Below are 15,400 nucleotides of genomic sequence, written 5' to 3'. Positions count from 1 at the left end.
AAATAATCACAATACAACCGCATCATCTTATTCATCATTTCATAATCTGCATTGAAAAATTCATACGCATCCTTAATGATTTCGCACTTCTTTTTTCAATTCTGCGTATGCTTTTTTCGTGTGAATCTTCAAGCATCCGTTCATAACTGAAGAAAAGATTGTCTTCAACATCAGTCCAATAATCATCCTCATTCATTACACCGAAGAAGTATTCATTTTCAAGAATTCCCGGTACCACATCAGGATATTTTTCATCAAGAAATTTACGATAATCAGAAAAGCTTGTCGACAGATTATGATGCAAATCAAAACTATTTTCACAAATAATTAAACACATTGATTAATCCCTATATTCAAAGGCGGGAGATAAAAAAGCCAACTTTTATGCAATTTCCTTTTTTAAGTATGGCACCGCTCAGCACAATACCAAGGTACAATCTATTTAAGCATTCCAGTCTCTTTTCCAAAATCAATAGTCATTTTTACAAATCTATCTTTATGAATGTCTTCCACCTTATAGCAATCGCCAAGAACAAATTCAATTTCATCTTTTTTTGTAATGCCCAATTCTGAGCACGCATTTAATGTCGCAGGAAGACTTCCCATCTGATGTTTGTACTTATCTAATACGGATTTCAAATGTTTGCGAGCATCAGACAGCACATCATTATAACGACCTTCAATATCCAAACACGCATCGCCAATTTCTTCTTTTGCATATCCGCTAGGACTACTAAACTTTATGGTATGTTTTTCATTTTCATATGTTAAATAATCTTCCAAAATTTCCGGAAAATCAAATTTAAATGGGTTGCAATCCTCGGATTCCTTCTCCCGATATAAACAAAACTCATTTATTCCTGTCCATTTATTTTTTTTGCCATTACATCGTTTACATGACGGGAATAAATTAAAAAAAGATGTACACAAAAAAGGATACATAGCTTCTGGCTTAAAATGATCCATTTCCTGAATTTCTATATCATTGCAATAAATGCATTTTCTTATTTTTAAAGAATCTATCATAATTCTTCGTACATACTTTTTCACTGTGTTACAGCACATATATGAAGCAACGTGCTTATAAAACTCTTGATGTACATTGTCTATTTTAAATTTAGTTGACAAATTAACATCGGCGATATTGAAATAATCATCCTTAAACTTCTCAAATTGAGAAGGGCGTAGCGTAAGAATCTCATCATAATGATCTATAATATGTTGAATGTATTCCAAATATCCATCATCAGCATGGACATTTTTTAATTTTGACTTCAACAAGGCCAATCCTTTATATTCATCTACACTACCATCTTTTTTTCTTACAACAGGACGTTGTAGGCCTTTTACCCCATTAATTAATTTTTTCGCAACGTCGGAAGCATGGGTTTCAACATCATCAATAAAAAATCTATACATACTAAACTTTCTCTATTCGTTTCTTCATTTGGCTTTTAATAAATTCATCCCCTATCATGTTTATACGAGTTTCCAACTGATGCTGTTTAGTTTTCTTTTTTTTCATTATATCATCAATAATCTCTGCAATTTTTTTCTTCGCATAATCACCTATAAAACAATTCATGAAGAAACTTTGATTCAACAACACACTTACATTTTGCGCAAAGGTCTCTTGTAGCCCATATTTATTCTTATCCAACATTTGTCCATTTTCCATATACAAAATATTTGATGATGGTATATCCGACAGAATGAAAGGTGAATGAGTCAATATAAAAATGTTGAAATTGCAATTTTGTTCAAACCTACATAGAGCATTTAGCATAGCTAATAATCGAGAAATAAATTGTCTTTGGTATTCTGGGTGAAAACAAATTTCAACTTCATCAAAAACCATATTTATACTATGATACTTTATTGCATCATTTTTTACAGACATTATATTTCTTATATGGTATGCATGCGTTGAAAGGGTGTGCATCATCTGCAACTCTCCAGAACTTAATTCGCTTAGATTTATCTCATCTCTTTTCCAATATTCCCCATTCCATTTTATGTTTATTCCCCTGTTAAAGTATTCGTCACATCTTTTACCATTTCTTTTTGTATTCAACAAACCACCTTTCGTTGAAATAAAAAAAGCCTCTTTTGGAAGATTTTGCATTGATTTTGCAACATCAACAGCCATACATCCTAGATATTTTTTTTGTTTTTTATACTTATCCACATCATTTAAAACAATTCTATTTAAATAAACTTCATACTTAAATATTGGAGGCGGGAAACTTGCCACAATCTCATCTAAAGAAGCGTAAGAGCGAACAAATCCTTCCCTACAATATTGCTTATATGTAAATTCCTTATCAAGCCATTTTTTTGATTTAGTCTCATTTTCTTCAAAAAAATTATTTTTTCTACACGAAAGAAAATTTATCGTCTGTTTGATTTTGGTCACTACATGCGACGGATCATCTTTTATTTGCTTGCATAAATCTTTAAGGTGATTCTTTCTATTTTTGTTATTAGTGTCATATACCGATAATTTCTCATTAAACCTATACAATTTATATGATTCATAATTTTCTATAATTTTTTCCATTTTCTTCTGCAAATACGCCAATGCAATCAACTGCAATTTTATTGACTCAGAAACATAATTCAAATCACTATCTTTGTTATTCAATTGTTTTTTTATAAAATCAATTTCCAAATTAAATGATTCCACAATATTAAATAAATCACTATCTTTGTCCTCCAGTTGTTTTATTACAGAATTAATCAATTTCTTAATAGAATAATTAGGGAATTTACGCTTTACAAAATCCTTGTCTAAAGAAAAAGTTATTCTATCTAATGCATAGTCTCTAAATATATTTGTTTTGCTTTTTGCTCCATCAATCAGTAACGCTACTAATCTATACTTTGCAAGTTTTTTTTCTTTTTCCATATTAATAACACCATTATCTCGATATGGATTCAGCGTAATAGAACGAACATATCCGTCATTTTTATGAAAAATACTATTCAACCATATTTTTTCTTTTGAATCATTTTCGCTATCTCGATTATCAACCCAAGATCGTCCATAACTATTTACATTTTCGGAATCATCATCTCGGTGTTCATCTATGTTATAGACATTAGTATCACATGCATAATTAGATGAAATAAAAGATTGCATGGAATAATTAGAAACAATCGTGTAAAAAAAACTCTTTACGATGGTACGAATGGCATTATCATCAATTTCTTCCCTAGTTGCATTTCTTGAATTCAGATGAAAATTTGCAATAGTTTCTTCGGTATTGACTCGTATTAATTTAGTAGAATTCCCATCGCACGAAAGAACATATTGAACATCATCCAACGAATATTTAACATTTACATATAAACCCTTAACATAGCATAATGATGTTGCGGCGGCTCTGTGATGTCCTCGTTCGAACATATAGGCAAAATTGTTAATAGCCATATACAGAACATCCATTAACGAACTTTTGCCAGAGCCATTCTTTCCAACAATAGCTTGTATATTCACATGTTCACCCCATAAATTGGATGGTTCTATGGAATGAAATAGATACAATCCCGGTTTCAAATTCTTGTAAAGAGACTTGTTCGCCTCTTTATTTTTTCTTATTTCTAAAGAATCTATTTTAAACATTTGTTACCTGTTCTGCAAATTAAGTGGATGTTGACTTCATTACATTATTGAATCGACAGAAATTGGTTCGCCATTGTACTCAAATAGCTTTTTAAGAGCTTGTTTGATTACATTATTCTGTAATTTATAAACCATACTCTTTTCCAAAAAATCATTCGGATTATTAGGGTCAAATTTCAAATGATCCGCTTCATTGTGAATTGCAGAAACAATATAAAAAACATCTGGAACATCAAAACCATGATCTAAGCAAAAATCAAGTTTGTCTGTAGTTTTATGAATCTCTAAAAAATCATTTTTTAATGTTGATTCTATTTTCTCATAACAAATTTTTTCCACTCTATGTCTGAGTGCCATAGCTACAGCATAAGGCTCATACGGTTCACGTTCTGAAAAATACTTATTCAATTCCTCAATAAGATAATTTTTCAAGACTTCTGTTTTTCCAAAAGTTTTTCGGAAACCAGATTTTGAAGATGTTAATTCCGATGAATAATCAACCTTTTGCGGGTTGTAATGAAACAGATATTTGGACAAGTTGTTATAAAGGGAATTCGGCACATTCTTATTTGACAAACCTTCTCTATGTGCAATAAACATTTTCATAGCATTTCCTGAAATAGGTAAACTTTTCAAGAGATACTGAATATTGATTTTCTTTGATGAAAAAATATAACTTCTAAAATATTTTGGGTCCAAATGAGTCAATACACAAACATAAATTTCAGCAGATAAATCTTTATTTAAAAAATTCGTCAAATAGTATTGAGCAACTATTGTATTTGCATCATCTAAATAATCAAAGACTTCGTCTATTAACAAAAAATATTTCTTCCCTTCTTTAATTTTAGTCTTGAACTTAATCAATTCTGTCACAAAAGTCAAGACATCTCGCTGCCCATTAGACAATTCATTTGCATAAGGATATCGAACTACCAAGGATTTTTTTATTTCTTCTGTCTTTATACCTTTCCATTCAGGACTTAACAAATTCAATGAGTCATCAAAAAGGCGCTTTTCTTTTTCATAATTATAACGATCCATAAAACAGTTAATATATTTCTTTATTTCACCTCCCCATATTTTAATTATTTGATAGATTATAATGAATTCATCTAAAGCATCTTTAGCAAATCCATTTTCGTTTAATACGAGAGCAACTTGAGAATAACATTCATCTCTTTTTATTTCTGTAAATATAGACTCATCTATCAATGTTTTTATTTTTTCGGTAGTTCCCTTATAAGTATTTATTTTAGATACCACATTCTCTATCAAGGCCAAGCGCCGCCTTGTTGAACAAATTTTATCAAATAAATCCTTATAATTATCCAATATTTTAACAAATTTAGGATCACCAAATAAGTCTTTTATATTAAAAAGAATCTTGCCATTCACACCAAAAGCTTTCTTCTTGCTTTCAAACTTATACGATATCTCCGCTTTAGGAGGGATTGTATTTTTCACAACAATATCTGAGATATCCAAGTGATTTGTCACTGACGAAAACTTTCCCATATTTTTTTGAATTGAAGTCGCTTCTACATGGGATTTTATCACAACACACGTGATTTCATTCGATAATTTTGCGTCCTCCAAAATCTCCCCATTTAAGGTCATTGATAGAAAGGGCTCTCTAGACTCATCTTTCCTAAATTTATTTTCAACATCAACTCGTAATCCTTTTTTAGTCAATGAGGAAATAGCAGCGGCAAGCGAAGATTTGCCAAATCCATTTGGAGCAATCAGTATATTCACCTTATTTGGAACCAATTCTAAATCAATATTTCCCCTTGAAGAATCATCAAATCCTTTTATATTTTTCACTGTAATATTTGTAATCATCTTATTGACCTCATATAATATTTTTTACCCCACTATTACTTGGCCGTTCATTAGGAGCGGGAGGAGTTTGTCGTGGAGGGCGGTAAGTTTTTGGGAGTTGCCACACGGGTTTGGAATTGCAGACGCAATCCTATGGGAATATAATTGCATTAATTGACCTCCACTTGTCCGTTCATCAACAAGGGCAATAGTTTATCTCGTAGTTTTGTAAGGCGAGAGATTTCTTGTTTGTTCTTCGTGATAAGATTTAAAATGCTATCAAACTTTTCTGATAGTTGCGGATTATTCGGGACAAGGATATTAATCTGTTTCATATCCTTATCACTCAAATGTCCGACAGTTGATCCTTTCGCCTGGTCTTCCTTGAACTTGATAAAAGGGGCAATCTGATGATAAATTATCATAACAGACAACTCTTTTTGTCGAATACGAGTGATTCGCTGATTTACGTAATCATCATTTCTAGGCCAAAAGCTCATATGGAAGTAGCCGTCCATACCAATTAAAAGGTCATTCACTTTCGTCCTATACTTATCATCAACGGTTTCTGTTGTTTTGGCAGAAATTGTATTGTCCTTTATGTCACGAATACGAATTACAGAATATGGTTTCGTTGAAATATCCAAATTTTCTTCATCAAACGGCTCTGTCGCATATGGAAATCCATATAAAACATCAGAACAATCGAAAAGGCTTTTTACTTCCCAACCTTCGGGAATTTCCCTTTTGAGGATTTGGTTGTAGGTCATGGGGCCGCCGGTGGTTTTGTAGGGGCGGTCGTTTTTGTCGGGGAAGTCGTATTGGACGAACCAGTAGTCGTATAGGCGTTTTGCCATTGCTTCGAGTTTCTGGTTCATCTTTTTGTTCAGGGCGATTTTGTCGTCTAATGCGGAAAGGACCGAGGCGATTTTCTTTTGCTCCGGCAAAGGGGGAACAATAATGTCCGTATTTCGAATATCATCGTTATATAACCGAAGAATAGTGCTTCCTACAGATGTTGTCCAACGAATATTTTTATAGCAATAGAACAAATATTCATTTAAAACTTTGCTTTCATCATTTTCTATCCAAACGATATTTGAATCTTGGAAATAAGCATCTTTTCCATCAAATACAACAGTTCTTCCAATAGTTCCGGCTGCGGATATTAAAACATCCCCTTTTTTAGGATAGGAATAAGCATTTTTGTATTCTTGAAATTTTTCTCTAGTAATAAAAACATCAGCTCGACCACCAAAGGTGCCTATTTTAAAGAATGGAACACCACCAACAGAATTCGTTTCTTCTTTCAAAATCCGCTTGCACATACGGATTTCACCAATTTCACCTAATTTATATCGTTTCAATTCCATATTCAAATCTTTCCTAAATCCTTCGACTCCGTTGCACTCCGCTCAGGATGACACCCCGAGTTACCTTCTGCCTGCCTTTTTCTTCAGATAGTTTACTCTTGCAAGATCCATTCTAGTAAAGCCCGGAGCACCAAAAGGAATTACTCCAATTGCATCTAACTCTGCTTGAGCTTCTTTCCGTTCCATTTCAGCCATTTCTTTTTTAGCCAATTCTTCTTTTTCCGCTTTGTATTTCCGCTGCTGTTTTAAAATGACAAAAGGAACTATAATTGCACCGATTGCAGCAACAGCCGCAATCAAAGAAATTAAGCCAGAATAGTTATTCAGAATTTCCATCTACATTTCCATAAACGCCGTTAGGCGTGAACAAATCCGTGTGGCGTTATCGGGGCGTTGCGGGGTGCCCCCGCTAGAAGGGGTAGCGAGCAACGGAGTGCAAGCGAGGGGGAGACTTCCCCCTTTGTATATCCTTTCAATTTCATTCCCATCTTTACTAAACCTTTCCTAGATCCTTCGACTTCCCCTATCGCGCTTCGCGCTCCAGGGTCCGCTCAGGATGACACTTGCTCTTTGGATCCTATCGCTACGCTCCAGGATGACAGCACCCTAATTGAATTTTAAGTTGCCCAACTGTTTCTGGATTTCCTTTTCGAGTTTGTGGCTTTCGGCGAACATGGCGGCGAGTTCTTCGGTGTCGGCTTTCATCTGGGCGTTGAATTCGTCGGCGGTAATATCGACGTAGTCTATCTTGATGTCGAAATACTGGCCGGCGCTCAGGCTGTAGCCTTTTTCCTTGACTTCGCTGTAGGTCACGACCACGCTGAAGTCTTCGACGGCTTTGGCCTTGCGGAAGGTGGTCACGATTTTCTCGATTTCGTCGTCTTCGAGGCGGACTTTCTTGAGGCCATTCGCGTCCTTGTATTCCTTGCCGAGTTTGCTTGCGTCAACGAGGGTGACTTTGTCGTTGTCGGTCTTTTTGCGGGTCTTGTCGAAGAAGAGCACGCTCACGTTGGTGCCGGTGTTCGCGAATACGTTGCTCGGCATGCTGACCACGCCATAGACGATGTGTTCGTCAACGATGCGTTCGAGGATTTTGTGCTCGATGCCGGATTTCGCGGTGATGAACCCGGTGGGGATGACGATGGCGCCCTTGCCGCCAGCCTTGATGCTGTTTACCACGTGCTGGATAAAGCAGGTGTAGATGGCCATGCTCTCCTTTTTCTTGTTCGGGACTTTCGGCACACCTGCCCAGAAGCGAGCATTCCATTTCTTCTCGATATCGTCGCGGGTGTCGCTGAAATCCATCTTGAAGGGCGGATTGCTCACAACATAATCGAACTGCTTGAGGCTCTTGCCATCGTCGCTCTTGTGGTAGGGTTCCAGGAGGGTGTCGCCCTGCACGGCGTGATCGAGGCTAGATACGAGTCCGTTCAACAGCAGGTTCAATTTGAGCATCTTGTTACTGCGCTGCGAGATGTCTTGCGCAAAGATGGTGCAGCGGTCTTCGCCAATCTGGTGGCTGAGCGCCATGAGCAAGGTGCCGGTGCCTGCGCTGGGGTCGTAGCATTCTACGTTGTGCAAGTCGGCGTTGTCGCCCACCAAGAGGCGGGCCATGATTTTTGCGATGGCCTTGGGGGTGTAATATTCGGCGTACTTGCCGCCGCCTGCGGTGTTGTAGTCCTTGAGCAGGTATTCAAAGATGTCCGAGAAAAAGTCGTAGTGTTCGGCGAAGGCGTCTTCGAAGCTGAAGTTCACGAGTTTATCGACAAGTGCTCGGGCGAAGTTTGCACGCTGGGCGTCGTCGGTCACAAAGATGGTGAGCTTTTCGAAGATGGGGATTTTCGTTTCTTGCGCGGTCTTGGTGTAGAATACGTCCAGGTTGTCCTTTGCGATGGCGACCATGGTCTCGTCAAAGATGACGTCGAAATCGCCCTTGGCCTGCTTGTTCCAGAGGTTTGCAATCAGGTAGTCGGGCTTGAACACCGGGACTTCGGGCGGCAAGAAGAGGCTCACCTTTTCGCGGTCGGCCTTGGAGAGTTTCGCGTATTCCTCTTCCCACTTGTCGGATTTTTTGAGTGCCTTCAGGCAAGGGTCATTGATTTTCTTGAGTTCGTAGCCGAACTTGTCGGCCATAAACTTGTACAGAAACACCTGGGTGATAATCTTGTATTCGTTGCCGTCATTGCCCATGCCGTACGTTTGGCAAGTGGCCTTGAGAGAGTCAATAAGGGCAATGGTCTTGTCTTTGATGTTCATTTAGTTTCCGTTCCATTTTATCAGCCAAGAACCAGTCTTGTTGCTGCCTATACGTTCGATAATTTGTTTTTCTTTTAACGATGCCAAAACGCGCTGGATCTGGCGAGCACTCATTTCCAGTTTTTCGGCCATGGATGCCGCCGAAAGCGAAGAATCTCCTCGCAACATATCCAAAACCTGTCTTTCTATATCGTTTATTACGACATTTATTACGACATTTTCCGGTTTTATTACGACATCGCAGGTCATAGACCGTTTAAAATCGTCAATTTCCTTGCGTAAATTGGTCGCATGTTCGTTGAACAGAAAATCGCAAATAATACCAACATCGTCCTTTTCGCGAGATTTCTGCAACGCCATAATGTATTCAGCCTTGTTGGCCGCAAGAATTTTTGAAGGCACCAGACCAAATTCCATCTGCAAGAAATTCATGACCAAGCGAGACATTCTTCCGTTGCCATCCACCCACGGGTGAATCGTCACCAGGTAGTAATGTGCGCAAAAACTGAGTCGGTAAAGAGCAGCGATATCGGACTTATCAATTTGCGAACGTTCCCTGTTTAGCCAGTCGCAAAAATCTTGCAAACGTGAGGGCACTTTTTGAAACGCAAGGTAAGATTCTCCACCGACACCGGCTGTTACATTAACTAGGCGAAGGTCCCCTCTTGACGAATCGAATTCCCCTAACACCGTATTGTATTTTGAACCCGTGCTGTGCATGACAATCGAAGACAAATGCTTCAAAAAATCAATATCTATTTGAGGATGCTGAGGCGCCACCTTGATGCATTCGTCGTATGCCGCCTTAAGATCCAAGTTCATAAGCTGTTCTGCCATAGAACGACCCTTGGCAGAAATACCCTCATCGAACAACAGCCTGTTTTCGATTTCGGTGACAGTAGAACCTTCTATTGCGGTAGAATGGGTAATCAGGGAATACAGATAGAACTTGTTGTAATCTATCTGCTCATCTATACGAAGCGCCTTATATTCACTCAAGGTTTCAAGAAGTTTTTGTTCGTACATGCCAGACTCCTTTAGCTTCCGTAGTAGGCGTTATACTGGTTTATGTACTGCTTGGCGATGCGCTGCTGGATAAACAGGTAATCGGGCATTTCGGGCTTGATTTGCGGGAAGTGTGCGAGTCCGTCTGCAATTTCTTTCATCACGGTCTTGCCGAAGTAGGCGTCCTGTTTGAGGATGTCGTTGCGGTCGAAAACCTTCGCGTCAATCGTCCCCTTGATTGTCAAGAGAGCCTGCACAATTTCTTCGTCGAACTTCGAGATAATTGGTGCCTGGTGCTTGGGTTCGCGAGCCTTGTTCTCTTCGCGGATGCGCTTGTGAACGTAGGCGAATTTCGTGTCGCCATTGTACTTGCGCAAGAGGGCGTCGTTTGATTTGCGAAGATCTTCGAGGCGTTTCAGGATGTCATTCATCGCCTGGTTTTGCTCGTTATAAACGGCAAGGTTTTCCGGGGTAAAGCCGTGCTTGTCAAAGATGCGCTTGAACTCCTGTTCCAATTCAACAAATACGGGGTCTTCGTGATCGAAGTTATCCAGGAATCCGCGAAGAGCGCGTTTGTATTTTTCTCGCAGTTCCGTACCGTTATCGATGATTTTCAGTTCTTCAGTGCCAATGCAGCTAAAGTTGAACTCGATGTTCATCATGGCTTCGTTCACGGCAAACTGAGTCGCTTCGCTATTGGTCCATGCCTCTTTCTGGTTGATAATAGCAATGCGGTGGTTCACTTCCGAAAGCATGAGCGGCAACTTTTCGATGTTCAGCTTTTCAAAGTCCTTTTTAAGGGCATCGTCACCGAAAGTACGCACAAGGTTCATCGCGTCCTTGGCGAGTTCCAACGCCTTGCGCAGTTCAATCAGAACCTTCTTGTCTTCAAGGCTAGAAATCTCTGTAGAGAAAACTTCCGCGTTGTCGGTGGTATAACTGAACAGAGCCTGACGTGCCACCTTCATGTGGTTGATAAGGGCATCCTTGTCTTCCATGACTTGGTTGTACATGTCGGGCAAGTTATCGTCCGGGTCAGTATCGGCATCGTTGTAGCGGTTCAGTTCCTGCAAATACGCGGCATTGGTCTCGTCAAAATTCTTCTTGATGTCGGCAAAGTCAATCAAGAATCCGCGTTTCATATTCTTGTACGGGCGATTCACGCGTGTAATTGCCTGCAACAAATTATGATCTTCGATTTTGCGACCGAAATACAATCGCTTGAGGCGCGGTGCATCAAAACCCGTCAGCAACATGTTGAAGACAATCAGAATATCAATCGTGTAGTTCTTCTTGAAATCATTGATAATCTGCTTGCGGGTTTCCTTGTCATCGCTATCGAAGAGAATCAGGCCCGCTTTCAAGTTGATTTTCTGGATGCGGTTTTCATTGAGTTCGTCCTGAATCTCATTGAAGAACTTGTACAAGTTTCGTGCCTGTTCCGAAGATTCTGCAATAATCATGCCGCCAAGGTCGTTGTCGCCCTGCATGGCACGGAACTTCACCAAATCGTTGATGATGTAGCGGAGCAACGCCTTCACGTATGTGGGGTGCCGAATAATCATGTCCTTCGAGACAGAACCCTTCTCCACCAGTTTCTGCACGCTTTCGTAAGCATCGTTCAGCTTTTTGCGGTAACTGGTTTCGATATCTTCGCGGATAATCTTTAGCGTGTAGCCGTCTTGAATGGAACGGTCGTAATAATACGTGTGGAAATAATCGCCAAAAACCTTGCAACTCGCCTTTTCGCTCCCGATGAGCGGCGTGCCGGTAAGCGCAATCTTGATGGCATTCTTGTCGGCATTGAAAAGGTTCGAAAGGAAACATCCGCCCGGTTTGTAGCCGCGATGCGCTTCGTCCATAATGAACACGCGTTGCAAATTCGTGGCGTAATTCGGAAGATCCACTTTCTCAGTATCGTTTTCAAATTTCTGGATGTTCACCACGGTAATTTCATCGACACCGGCGTTGCTCTGCAAGGCCTGCTGCGTGCGGAACTGCTCCATGAGTTCCGTGCGGGAATTCGCCGTAGTCACCTTGAGGCCACGATTGCTCAATTCTTCGGTCGCCTGCTCTAGCAAATCCAGGCGGTCCACAATAAAGTAGAATTTCGCGACTTTGTTCTGCTTGGCGTAATAGTCCTTGAGGACTTTGCTCAAGTGGAAAGAAAGCGCCGTCTTGCCCGAGCCCTGCGTATGCCACACAATGCCGGATGTCGCACCCGCTGCCAGTTTTTCACGGATAATCATGGCCGCAAAAAATTGCTGGTAACGCATGATGTGCTTTTCGTGGCGGCTCTCGATTTGGCCATCCTTCTCTTTTTCAACATGCAAGTAAGCGATGCCGTACTTGAGCAAAAAGAGCAAACGCTCCGGGCTCACCATAGAAGTAAGTACGCGGTTCGTGGGCGTATTGATGTCTAGATTCGTCTTGTATTCCGGGTTCTCTTTCAAGACCGGAACATTGAAATCCATCAGGACTCTCTTTTCGAGATCCGCAGGAATCGGCAAATAAGGATAATTGGCGTGGAACGGCGCGATTGCCGCACGCTTGGGGTTTTCTTCCCTGAAGCAGTTGAAACGCGCTTCGTTTTTCGCCGCCGTGCAATAGAACACGCCTTCAATCGGGACAACACCGCCCTTGGCATCGTACTCCATGTTGTTGGAGAAAATCATCAACTGCGTGATGTTGATAAAGCGACGGAACTTTTTCTTCGGGAACCGCTCGTCGTTCATCCGCTTGCTTTCGGCCACCATGCCGCCTACGTTATTCGGCTTCTTGACCTCGATAAACACGAGCGGAAGCCCATTGATGAACAACGTAATGTCGGGGCGGAAACTTTCATCGCCATTCTTGCAAGTGAATTCCGCCGTGCAATGGTACGTGTTGTTTTCCGGGTGTTCAAAATCGACTAGGCGAAGCGGAGAATAGCTGGTCAAACGCTTGTAGAACTGCTGGCCCAAATCGTCGTCATCCAGTTCCTTCTGAATGTCTGAAAGCACGCTCTGTGCAGAAACAGTCGCAGCCGGATTCAGCTTCTTGAACTGCTCCGCAAAAATGTCCACAAGGATGTTCGTCTCTGAGTCGTAGGGAATCGCCGGCGTTGCGCCGGACTCTGAAATTTTTCCTAAATACGTGTAGCCGATGCGAGCCAAATGCTGAATCGCAGTCAGTTGAACGCGTGTCGCTTCCGTAAAAAGACCTGGCATAAAAACAATATCTGGGTGTATAAAAAGCTCTTCGAGAATATAAGTTTTTACGCTGTCAGTAAAGTGTCACGGCAAAAAAATTATTGACTTTCGGCGCATTTGAAAAATTCAATTTCACCTCTTGACAAATAGTGCTCAAAAGTGTAGTTTTAGATAGTCGTTTAAAAACATCTGCGTTGATAAAGCTTGTACGCAGAAAGGAGCACAAAATGTACAGTACCGCTAACGGCACAGTCACCGACGCCCAAGCCGCCGAAATCGATTCCCTCAACAACGAAATCTGGAAAAACTTCTGGAGCATCCCCCGCGAAAAGCGCACCAAAGCAGACTGGGAAAAGCTGCTTGATATTCAAATTTTGGTGAAAAAGGGGTGAAAATAGAGTGCTTCCCTCTATTTTTATAAACAAATATATTGACAATTAAATAAATATATTGTATTTTAAACAATGAAATTTAAAGAAATCTGCGATTACGCAAAGAAAAGAGGATGGGAACTAGGGCGAATCAACGGCGACCACCACATATTCGTGAAGCAAGGCAAGCGTCCCGTCCCCATACAACGAAACAAGCACGAGATAGAAGGCGTCTATCTCAAGCGCATCTTGAAACAATTTGACCAGTAGAGGCATCCATGAATTACGCAGCGAAAATTGAGAAAGACAAGGACATGGGCTTCGTGGTTTCGTTCCCCGATCTGCCCAACGTGAACGCGTTCGGCGACACGCAGGAGGAAGCACTCAAGCAGGCGAAGGACGCGCTGGACGGTGCGATGGAATGCGACCTGGATCTTGGCAACACAATGATTCTTCCTAAGACGATGCCTGATTCCGACAAGGGGCTCTACCCGGTCGAACTTTCCCCGCGAATCGAAATTGCATACAAACTCTTTGAAGCACGCAGGGGTCAAAAGAAAAGCGATGTGGCACGACGCGCAAACATCACCCCGCAAGCATACCAACGCTTTGAAACTCCGAAAGGTTCACCTTCCATCGAGACACTCTACAAGCTGGCACATGCTCTCGGCAAGCAGCTCGTAATTGAGTTCGTGTAATATCGGACATTGTCCTCCAGGATGACAGCGCCCCCCCCCTACTTGCAATGCTTCTTTAGTGCTGCAATGTACGCTTCGGCGTAGCGTGATTTCGTGACACCTTTGCGCATAACATAACCGACAGTCATTTTGTCGTGGACATCAAGGCGTTTTGCGATGATGTTCTTGCCGTTGAGTTTGTGGCTAATGACGCCGGAGCAAATGGTGTAGCCGTCAAGGCCGATAAGCAAGTTGAAAAGCGTGGCGCGGTCGCGGACTTTGATGTTTCGCGGGCAATCGAAATCGATAGCGGTGAGCGGTTCTTCGGCAAAGTAGAAGGAGTTGAAATCGCCCTGTTCGTAAGTCAAGTACGGGAACGGCTTGAGGTCGGCGAGAGTGATTTTTTCTTTTTTTGCGAGAGGGTTCTTTGACGACATGAACACGTGCAGCGGTGTTGCAAAAAGCGGTTCAAATACGAGGTTATTCTTTTGTATGAGCTTCGTGATAACCTTTTCGTTTTTATCGCTGAGGTAAAGCACGCCCATTTCACTTTTCATTTTGGCTACATCGTCAATGATTTCGTTTGTTTGCGTTTCACGGAGCGTAAAATCGTAGCTCGGGCCGCCGAACTTGCGGATAACATCGACAAACGCATTCACGGCAAAAGAATAGTGCTGGCAGCTGACGGAGAAAATCATGTTGCCGCCCTTGCCGCCTTTATAGCGGTCTTCCAAGAGCGTTGCCTGTTCCAGAACTTGCCTTGCGTACGAAAGGAATTCATCGCCTTCGTTTGTGATGGTCACGCCTTTGTTGGAACGGTTGAAAATCGTCACGCCCATTTCTTCTTCGAGTTCGTGGATAGCAGCGGTAAGGCTCGGTTGCGAGATAAAGACTCGCTTGGAGGCTTCGGTGATGTTTCGCGTGTCTGCAATGGCAATGGCATATTTAAGTTGTTGTAGAGTCATAAGTTTTCCTTATCGCTAGTTATAAATCACCATAGAAAAAATCTATAGTGAACGCATAAAAAATAGTATTTTACCGATGATAAAAAGTGAGGTATATTTGGAGCGTTCAAAAA

The 15,400-nt window shown here is 41.1% G+C and carries 13 protein-coding genes; 3 read left to right on the top strand and 10 right to left on the bottom strand.

Annotated features, from left to right (window positions below; translation table 11 throughout):
• Positions 1 to 34: 34 nt before the first annotated feature.
• From B7990_RS13775 to B7990_RS13735, 9 genes are all read right to left on the bottom strand, one after another.
• Positions 35 to 337 carry an AbiH family protein gene (locus B7990_RS13775; RefSeq protein WP_088641454.1) on the bottom strand — a complete coding sequence of 101 codons (303 nt, stop codon included), beginning with the start codon at positions 335 to 337 and terminating at the stop codon, positions 35 to 37.
• 101 nt (positions 338 to 438) lie between these two features.
• Positions 439 to 1,419 carry a hypothetical protein gene (locus B7990_RS13770; protein ID WP_088641453.1) on the bottom strand — a complete coding sequence of 327 codons (981 nt, stop codon included), beginning with the start codon at positions 1,417 to 1,419 and terminating at the stop codon, positions 439 to 441.
• Between the two features lies 1 nt (position 1,420).
• Positions 1,421 to 3,625, bottom strand: coding sequence for an ABC transporter ATP-binding protein (locus B7990_RS13765; protein ID WP_088641452.1), 2,205 nt, complete (start codon positions 3,623 to 3,625; stop codon positions 1,421 to 1,423).
• Positions 3,626 to 3,664: 39 nt separating this feature from the next.
• The gene (locus B7990_RS13760) at positions 3,665 to 5,470 is read right to left on the bottom strand and encodes a hypothetical protein (RefSeq protein WP_088641451.1); all 1,806 of its coding nucleotides are present in this window, start codon (positions 5,468 to 5,470) and stop codon (positions 3,665 to 3,667) included.
• 149 nt (positions 5,471 to 5,619) lie between these two features.
• Positions 5,620 to 6,822 (bottom strand): restriction endonuclease subunit S, encoded by a 1,203-nt coding sequence (locus B7990_RS14975; RefSeq protein WP_176407338.1) that lies wholly within the window; start codon positions 6,820 to 6,822, stop codon positions 5,620 to 5,622.
• 60 nt (positions 6,823 to 6,882) lie between these two features.
• Positions 6,883 to 7,158, bottom strand: coding sequence for a hypothetical protein (locus B7990_RS13750; protein ID WP_088641450.1), 276 nt, complete (start codon positions 7,156 to 7,158; stop codon positions 6,883 to 6,885).
• A gap of 270 nt (positions 7,159 to 7,428) precedes the next feature.
• On the bottom strand, positions 7,429 to 9,078 hold the full coding sequence (locus B7990_RS13745) for a class I SAM-dependent DNA methyltransferase (RefSeq protein WP_088641449.1): 1,650 nt from the start codon (positions 9,076 to 9,078) through the stop codon (positions 7,429 to 7,431).
• The gene (locus tag B7990_RS13740) at positions 9,079 to 10,104 is read right to left on the bottom strand and encodes a Fic family protein (RefSeq protein WP_088641448.1); all 1,026 of its coding nucleotides are present in this window, start codon (positions 10,102 to 10,104) and stop codon (positions 9,079 to 9,081) included.
• A gap of 11 nt (positions 10,105 to 10,115) precedes the next feature.
• Entirely contained in the window at positions 10,116 to 13,292 is a 3,177-nt protein-coding gene (locus tag B7990_RS13735) for a type I restriction endonuclease subunit R (RefSeq protein ID WP_088641447.1), read from the bottom strand.
• Between the two features lie 209 nt (positions 13,293 to 13,501).
• Between B7990_RS13735 and B7990_RS14970 the strand changes: the two genes are divergently transcribed.
• The 3 genes from B7990_RS14970 to B7990_RS13725 all read left to right on the top strand — a co-directional run bounded on the left by B7990_RS14970 (position 13,502) and on the right by B7990_RS13725 (position 14,343).
• Complete coding sequence (locus B7990_RS14970; RefSeq protein WP_170861492.1) at positions 13,502 to 13,666, top strand: hypothetical protein; 165 nt, start codon at positions 13,502 to 13,504, stop codon at positions 13,664 to 13,666.
• 72 nt (positions 13,667 to 13,738) lie between these two features.
• Positions 13,739 to 13,915 carry a type II toxin-antitoxin system HicA family toxin gene (locus B7990_RS13730; RefSeq protein ID WP_088641446.1) on the top strand — a complete coding sequence of 59 codons (177 nt, stop codon included), beginning with the start codon at positions 13,739 to 13,741 and terminating at the stop codon, positions 13,913 to 13,915.
• A gap of 8 nt (positions 13,916 to 13,923) precedes the next feature.
• A complete protein-coding gene (locus B7990_RS13725) occupies positions 13,924 to 14,343 on the top strand; it encodes a type II toxin-antitoxin system HicB family antitoxin (protein WP_072830610.1) in 420 nt (139 codons plus the stop codon).
• A gap of 38 nt (positions 14,344 to 14,381) precedes the next feature.
• Here B7990_RS13725 and B7990_RS13720 read toward each other — a convergent pair whose 3' ends face one another.
• Entirely contained in the window at positions 14,382 to 15,287 is a 906-nt protein-coding gene (locus tag B7990_RS13720) for a LysR family transcriptional regulator (protein ID WP_014546052.1), read from the bottom strand.
• Positions 15,288 to 15,400: the final 113 nt, after the last annotated feature.

Origin of the sequence: Fibrobacter sp. UWB4, from assembly GCF_002210345.1 — a bacterium.
GTDB lineage: Bacteria > Fibrobacterota > Fibrobacteria > Fibrobacterales > Fibrobacteraceae > Fibrobacter.
The sequence above is the reverse complement of the archived record's forward strand: the minus strand, read 5'-3'. Positions and strand labels throughout refer to the sequence as shown.

Bases quoted from the DNA above. Each gene is read 5' to 3' on its own strand.
- B7990_RS13740 (WP_088641448.1), bottom strand. From the start codon at position 10,104: ATGTACGAACAAAAACTTCTTGAAACCTTGAGTGAATATAAGGCGCTT.
- B7990_RS13725 (WP_072830610.1), top strand. From the start codon at position 13,924: ATGAATTACGCAGCGAAAATTGAGAAAGACAAGGACATGGGCTTCGTG.
- B7990_RS13750 (WP_088641450.1), bottom strand. From the start codon at position 7,158: ATGGAAATTCTGAATAACTATTCTGGCTTAATTTCTTTGATTGCGGCT.
- B7990_RS14975 (WP_176407338.1), bottom strand. From the start codon at position 6,822: ATGGAATTGAAACGATATAAATTAGGTGAAATTGGTGAAATCCGTATG.
- B7990_RS13745 (WP_088641449.1), bottom strand. From the start codon at position 9,078: ATGAACATCAAAGACAAGACCATTGCCCTTATTGACTCTCTCAAGGCC.
- B7990_RS13730 (WP_088641446.1), top strand. From the start codon at position 13,739: ATGAAATTTAAAGAAATCTGCGATTACGCAAAGAAAAGAGGATGGGAA.
- B7990_RS13770 (WP_088641453.1), bottom strand. From the start codon at position 1,419: ATGTATAGATTTTTTATTGATGATGTTGAAACCCATGCTTCCGACGTT.
- B7990_RS13720 (WP_014546052.1), bottom strand. From the start codon at position 15,287: ATGACTCTACAACAACTTAAATATGCCATTGCCATTGCAGACACGCGA.
- B7990_RS13775 (WP_088641454.1), bottom strand. From the start codon at position 337: ATGTGTTTAATTATTTGTGAAAATAGTTTTGATTTGCATCATAATCTG.
- B7990_RS13735 (WP_088641447.1), bottom strand. From the start codon at position 13,292: ATGCCAGGTCTTTTTACGGAAGCGACACGCGTTCAACTGACTGCGATT.
- B7990_RS13760 (WP_088641451.1), bottom strand. From the start codon at position 5,470: ATGATTACAAATATTACAGTGAAAAATATAAAAGGATTTGATGATTCT.
- B7990_RS13765 (WP_088641452.1), bottom strand. From the start codon at position 3,625: ATGTTTAAAATAGATTCTTTAGAAATAAGAAAAAATAAAGAGGCGAAC.
- B7990_RS14970 (WP_170861492.1), top strand. From the start codon at position 13,502: ATGTACAGTACCGCTAACGGCACAGTCACCGACGCCCAAGCCGCCGAA.